This window comes from Pseudomonas sp. NPDC090592 (genome assembly GCF_044769185.1).
In the GTDB taxonomy this organism is placed as follows: domain Bacteria; phylum Pseudomonadota; class Gammaproteobacteria; order Pseudomonadales; family Pseudomonadaceae; genus Aquipseudomonas.
This window is the reverse complement of record NZ_JBIVXJ010000001.1, coordinates 340,459-346,982: the sequence shown is the minus strand read 5'-3', so window position 1 is coordinate 346,982 and position 6,524 is coordinate 340,459. Positions and strand designations below refer to the sequence as shown.

The window sequence follows — 6,524 nt, the reverse complement described above, 5'->3', positions numbered from 1 at the left end:
TAAGAAACCCTAAACTTGGCTCAGCAATCTCAAATGACTATGTGATTTCTCGCATGGCCACTTGTGATGCTGATAGTCTTTTTGACTATCAGTCCGTACTCACAAGCACCCACACGAATTGCTTGATTCAATTTGTTAAAGAGCGTTTGGTTAAGAGCTTTTCGTCTCAACCGAGGCGCGCATTCTACGCTTTCCTCAGAGCCTGTCAAGCGTTTATTTTGAAGTTTTTTGCGAGAAACTCGTTTAGCTTCAAACACTTGGCTCGCTGCGATCTCTCGTAGCGGGAGGCGAATCATACAGCGTTTAGAAGCGCTGTCAACCACCATCTTAACCGCTTGCGATCATTCGATCGTAGCCCTTTCAGCACCTTCCGAATCGGCTAACTCGTTGAATCTCAAGGAGTTTGTCGTTCCGTTGTCGCTGGAAGTGGGGCGCATTATAAGGGGATTCGGAGGGGCGTCAACCTTTAATTTCATTTAGTTGAAATATTCCAGTCGAAAACCGTATCAAGGCCGGCAAGTGCCTGCCACAACACATTCAGCGCCTGTGAGATCGAGCGCCGCCCGCGCGGCGCTTCGCGGGGCAAGCCCGCTCCCACATTTGTTGCAACGTGCCGGAACTGTCAGGCCATAGCCGCCTGCCTTGTTGGACCGACTCGATTTCTCGGCTGGCGCATACGCCGCCTCGCTTGTCTCGAGACATGCGCCAAGGCGGGCAACGCCGCCTCTACAGACATGGCCACGTTGCAGCAAATGTGGGAGCGGGCTTGCCCCGCGAAGCGCCGCGCGGGCGGCGCTCGATCTCACTGGCGCTGCAAAGGTTGTGGCGGACCCCCCTCGAACCCAACACCATCTATAGACACACCCATCGCCAGCCTTCAGACCCACCACAGCAACAACCAAACCCAAAAACAAAGCGGGGAGGCCCACCGGCCTCCCCGCTTCTATATAGCTACACCGTTAGGCGATCACTCGGCCTTCAGGGTCACCCGGCCAAACGACTTCTTACCTGCCTGGCATACATGGGTAGCACCGAGCGCAAACATGAAGTCCTTGTCGACCACCGCACCATCAACCTTCACCGCACCGGCACCCAGCAGGTCCCGCGCCTGCGCCGAGTTCTTCACCAGGCCAGCCCGGTTGAGCACAGCAGCAATCGGCAGGTCTTCCGCCGCACCCACCTCGATCTCCGGCAGGTCTTCCGGCAGTTCGCCTTCCTTCATGCGGTTACCCGCTGCACGGTGAGCGTTGGCCGCAGCCTCTTCACCGTGGAAGCGCGCAACAATCTCCTCCGCCAGCTTGATCTTGATGTCACGAGGGTTGGCACCATTGGCGACATCGGCACGGAACTGCTCGATCTCATCCATCGAACGGAAGCTCAGCAGCTCGAAGTAACGCCACATCAAGGTATCCGGGATCGACACCAGCTTGCTGTACATCACACCGGGCGCTTCCTGGATACCCACATAGTTGCCCAACGACTTGGACATCTTCTTCACGCCATCAAGCCCTTCAAGCAGCGGCATGGTGACGATGTTCTGCGCTTCCTGGCCGTAGGCGCGCTGCAGTTCCCGCCCCATCAGCAGGTTGAACTTCTGGTCGGTGCCACCCAGCTCGACGTCCGCCTTCAGCGCTACCGAGTCATAACCCTGGACCAACGGGTAGAGGAACTCGTGAATGGCGATCGGCTGGTTGGTGGTGTAACGCTTGTCAAAGTCGTCGCGCTCAAGCATGCGAGCCACGGTGTACTGCGACGCCAGACGGATGAAGTCGGCCGGGGTCAGCGTGTCCATCCAGGTGGAGTTGAACGCAACCTCGGTCTTGGCCGGGTCTAGAATTTTGAACACCTGCTGCTTGTAGGTCTCGGCGTTATCCAGCACCTGCTCACGGGTCAGCGGCGGGCGCGTGGCGCTCTTGCCACTCGGGTCACCGATCATGCCGGTAAAGTCACCGATCAGGAAGATGACCTGGTGCCCCAACTCCTGGAACTGGCGCAGCTTGTTGATCAGCACCGTGTGGCCAAGGTGCAGGTCTGGCGCAGTCGGGTCGAAGCCGGCCTTGATGCGCAGAGGCTGGCCGCGCTTGAGCTTCTCCACCAGTTCCGACTCGACCAGTACTTCTTCCGCGCCGCGCTTTATAAGCGCCAGCTGCTCTTCAACCGACTTCATAGACAAACCCGCAAGGCTCAGATTCAGGGGGAGCCAACCATACAAGATCGGCCGTCAAATACAAGTTTCGCAAAGGAATGTGACCCGGACACAGGCTTGCGGCGTCTACGCGCCCTTGCGTGAAAATGGATTTGGTTATATTTTATACAGTTATTTCATCTTCATCATGTCATTCATCTTTTCCATTTCACTTTTTTCAAAGTCACCTTGCCCATGACCAACGAACCGCCTAAAGCGCCCCCGCTTTATCCGAAAAGCCATCTGTTGGCCGCCAGCGGCATCGCCGCCCTGCTCAGCCTTGCTCTGCTGGTATTTCCATCCAGCGAAGTGGAAGCCAAGAAAACCACCCTCAACCTCGAGCTGGAGAGCCCTGCCGAGCAGTTGAAAGACGAATCCCGCGCTGCCCCCCTGGTGCAGGCCGAGGGCGAGCAAGGCTCGCCGTTCGCCCAGATCGAAGAGGCAGCCCCCGAGACCCAGAAAGCCGAACAGCAAGCCCCTGCGGTCGACCCCGTCGCCGAGGCTGCCAAACAGCCTGGCCACCGCGAAGTTACCGTCGCCCGTGGCGATACACTGTCCACGCTGTTCGCCAAGGTTGGCCTGCCGGCCAATGCAGTGCATGACCTGCTGGCGAGTAACAAGCAGGCCAAGCAGTTCAGCCAGCTCAAGCACGGCCAGGTGCTGCAGTTCGAACTCGACAAAGACGGCCAACTGGCCAGCCTGCACAGCAAGGTCAGCAACCTCGAAACCATTCGTCTGACCAAGTCTGCCAAGGGCTACACCTTCAACCGTGAGATCAGCAAGCCGGTGGTACGCGCCGCCTATGCACACGGCGTGATCAAAAGCTCGCTATCTGCCTCGGCCCAGCGCGCCGGCCTGCCCCACAGCTTGACCATGGACATGGCACGTGTGCTGGGCTACGACATCGACTTCGCCCAGGATATTCGCCCAGGCGATGAGTTTGATGTGGTCTACGAGCAGAAGATGATGGACGGCAAGGTGGTCGGCACCGGCAACATCCTGTCTGCCCGCTTCACCAACCGCGGCAAGACCTACACCGCCGTGCGCTACACCAACAAACAGGGCAATACCACCTACTACACCGCCGATGGCAACAGCCTGCGCAAGGCCTTCATCCGCACCCCGGTAGACTTCGCGCGTATCAGTTCGCGTTTCTCCGCAGGCCGCAAGCACCCGATCCTGAACAAGATCCGCGCCCATAAGGGCGTCGACTACGCCGCCCCACGCGGTACGCCAATCAAGGCTGCCGGTGACGGCCGCATCGAGCTGGCCGGGCGCCGTGGCGGCTATGGCAATACCGTGATCATCCAGCATGGCAACCGTTACAAGACGCTGTACGGCCACATGCAGGGCTTTGCCAAGGGCATCAAGACTGGCGGCACCGTGAAGCAGGGCCAGATCATTGGCTACATCGGCACCACGGGCCTGTCCACCGGGCCTCACCTGCATTACGAGTTCCAGGTCAATGGCGTACATGTCGACCCACTGAGCCAGAAGGTTCCAATGGCCGACCCGATCGCCAAGAACGAGCGCCAGCGCTTCCTGCAGCAGAGCCAGCCCTTGATCGCCCGCATGGATCAGGAAAAGGCCACCCTGCTCGCAGCGAACAAGCGCTAAGCCCATGGCGCTTTACCTGGGCGTGATGTCCGGCACCAGCCTCGATGGCCTGGACATTGCCTTGATCGAACAAGGCGAGCAGCTTGAGCTGCTCGCCACCCACTACCTGCCCATGCCCGGTGACCTGCGTCAGGAACTGCTCGCCCTGTGCAGCAGCGGCCCCGACGAGGTGGCGCGTGCGGCGCTGGCGGAAAACCGCTGGGCCAGCCTGGCCGGCGAAGGTATCCGCCAACTGCTGGCCCGTCAGGGCCTGCAGGCCGATGCCATCCGTGCCATCGGTAGCCACGGCCAGACCATCCGCCATGAACCCGCTCGCGGTTTTACCGTGCAGATCGGTAACCCGGCGCTGCTCGCCGAGCTTACCGGCATCAGCGTGGTTGCCGACTTCCGGCGGCGTGATGTGGCCGCCGGTGGCCAAGGCGCGCCGCTGGTGCCGGCTTTCCACGAAACCCTGTTCGGCCACCTCGGCCAGCGCCTGGCAGTCTTGAACGTAGGCGGTTTCAGCAACCTCAGCCTGATCGAGCAGGACGAGCCGGTGCACGGTTTCGACTGCGGCCCCGGTAACGTGTTGCTGGACGCCTGGATCGAGCGCAAGCGCGGCCAGGCCTATGATGCCGACGGCGCCTGGGCCGCGTCTGGCGTGGTGCAGGCCGACTTGCTCAGCGCATTGCTGGCCGACCCGTTCTTCGCCGGCAGCGGCCCCAAGAGCACAGGCCGCGAGGTGTTCAACCTGCCTTGGCTGGATGGCCACCTGGCCCGCCTGCCTGCCTACCGCGACGAGGATGTACAGGCGACACTATTGGAACTGACCGCTCGCAGCATCATCGATTCGCTGGTCAAAGCCCAACAGGGCACGCAAGCACTGCTGGTATGTGGTGGCGGCGCACGCAACGGTGCCCTGATGACCCGTCTCGGCCAGTTGTTGCCCGGAGCCCGCGTCACCGGCACTGGCGCCCATGGCGTTGACCCGGATTGGGTAGAGGCCATGGCGTTCGCCTGGCTGGCCCACTGCTGCCTGGAGGGCATCGCCGCCAACCGGCCCAGTGTCACGGCCGCCAAAGGCCTGCGCGTACTGGGCGCAATCTACCCGGCGTAACCGCTACGCCAGAACGCAAAACGCCGCGCAATTGCGCGGCGTTTTCGTATGGCCAGGCCTCAGATCGAGAACGAAGACCCGCAACCGCAGGTAGTGGCGGCATTCGGGTTCTTGATCACGAAACGCGAGCCTTCCAGGCCTTCCTGGTAGTCCACTTCAGCACCGGCCAGGTACTGGAAGCTCATGGGGTCGACCACCAGCGATACGCCTTCACGCTCGACGATGGTGTCGTCTTCGGCCACATCCTCATCGAAGGTGAAGCCGTACTGGAAGCCCGAGCAACCACCACCGGTCACGAACACCCGCAGTTTCAGACGTTCATTGCCTTCCTCGTTGACCAGGTTTTTCACTTTCTGGGCTGCCCCATGGGTGAATTCCAGGCCGGTAGGGGTGAAGGTTTCGACGCTCATGTTGATTCTCCCGGCGCGGTAGCCGCCTTAAAACTCGATGACGCGCATTATCCGCTTCTCCGAGAAAATTGGTCAACAATACGTAAGCCGCAAGTGACAAGCTACAAGCCTCAAGCTGAACACGACTCGCTCGCTTGCGGCTTGCAGCTTGAAACTTGCGGCGGCTGTCAAGGCAGCAGGCCAGCATGGGACAGCCCCATGCGCTCGTCCAGGCCGAACAGGATGTTCAGGTTCTGTACCGCCTGGCCCGACGCACCCTTGACCAGGTTGTCGATCACCGACAGCACCACCACCAGGTCACCACCCTGCGGGCGATGAACAGCAATGCGGCAGACGTTGGCGCCGCGCACGCTACGGGTTTCGGGGTGGCTGCCCGCTGGCATCACGTCGACGAACGGCTCATCGGCGTAACGCTTCTCGAACAGCGCCTGCAGGTCAACCGAGGTGTCGACGACATTCGCGTACAAGGTGGCATGGATACCGCGGATCATCGGCGTCAGGTGCGGCACGAAGGTCAGGCCGATGTCCTTGCCAGCAGCCAGGCGCAGGCCCTGGCTGATTTCAGGCAGGTGGCGATGGCCCTTGACCGCATAGGCCTTCATGCTTTCACCGGCCTCGCAGAACAGCGAACCCACTGCTGCACCACGGCCAGCGCCGCTGACACCCGACTTGCAGTCGGCAATCAGGCGCGACGGGTCGGCCAGGCCCGCTTCCAGCAGCGGCAAGAAGCCCAACTGGGTTGCGGTCGGGTAGCAACCCGGCACAGCAATCAGGCGGGCCTGGCGGATTTTCTCGCGGTTGACTTCAGGCAGGCCATATACCGCATCCTTGAGCAGTTCTGGCGCACCGTGCGGCTGGCCGTACCACTTGCCCCACTCGGTGGCATCCTGCAAGCGGAAGTCGGCCGACAGGTCGATCACCTTGGTGCCGGCCGCCAGCAGCTCGCCGGCAAGGGCATGGGCAACACCGTGCGGGGTGGCAAAAAACACCACATCACAGGCAGCCAGGGCCTTGCTGTCCGGCACGCTGAACGCCAGCCCGTCATAGTGGCCGCGCAGGTTCGGGTACATGTCCGCCACCGCCACGCCCGCCTCGGAGCGCGAAGTGATGACCGCCACTTCGGCCTGTGGATGCTGTGCCAGCAGACGCAACAGTTCGACGCCGGTGTAACCCGTGCCGCCGACGATACCGACCTTGATCATAACGCTTGCCCCTT

The 6,524-nt window shown here is 61.2% G+C and carries 5 protein-coding genes; 2 read left to right on the top strand and 3 right to left on the bottom strand.

Going from position 1 to position 6,524, the window contains the following annotated elements; all coding sequences use genetic code 11:
• Positions 1 to 967 precede the first annotated feature (967 nt).
• Positions 968 to 2,167, bottom strand: coding sequence for a tyrosine--tRNA ligase (gene tyrS, locus ACIQUI_RS01520; RefSeq protein WP_403194404.1), 1,200 nt, complete (start codon positions 2,165 to 2,167; stop codon positions 968 to 970).
• A gap of 213 nt (positions 2,168 to 2,380) precedes the next feature.
• On the opposite strand from tyrS, the gene ACIQUI_RS01515 reads away from it, so the two are divergent.
• Together ACIQUI_RS01515 and ACIQUI_RS01510 are read left to right on the top strand one after the other, a co-directional pair.
• A complete protein-coding gene (locus tag ACIQUI_RS01515) occupies positions 2,381 to 3,802 on the top strand; it encodes a peptidoglycan DD-metalloendopeptidase family protein (RefSeq protein WP_403194401.1) in 1,422 nt (473 codons plus the stop codon).
• 4 nt (positions 3,803 to 3,806) lie between these two features.
• Positions 3,807 to 4,898: an anhydro-N-acetylmuramic acid kinase gene (locus ACIQUI_RS01510; RefSeq protein ID WP_403194399.1), complete on the top strand. Its 1,092-nt coding sequence runs from the start codon at positions 3,807 to 3,809 to the stop codon at positions 4,896 to 4,898.
• 59 nt (positions 4,899 to 4,957) lie between these two features.
• Here the strand turns inward: ACIQUI_RS01510 and erpA are convergent, their stop codons facing one another.
• Together erpA and argC are read right to left on the bottom strand one after the other, a co-directional pair.
• Entirely contained in the window at positions 4,958 to 5,308 is a 351-nt protein-coding gene (gene erpA, locus ACIQUI_RS01505; RefSeq protein ID WP_003255511.1) for an iron-sulfur cluster insertion protein ErpA, read from the bottom strand.
• Positions 5,309 to 5,475: 167 nt separating this feature from the next.
• Positions 5,476 to 6,510, bottom strand: coding sequence for an N-acetyl-gamma-glutamyl-phosphate reductase (gene argC / locus ACIQUI_RS01500; protein WP_019472953.1), 1,035 nt, complete (start codon positions 6,508 to 6,510; stop codon positions 5,476 to 5,478).
• Positions 6,511 to 6,524 lie beyond the last annotated feature (14 nt).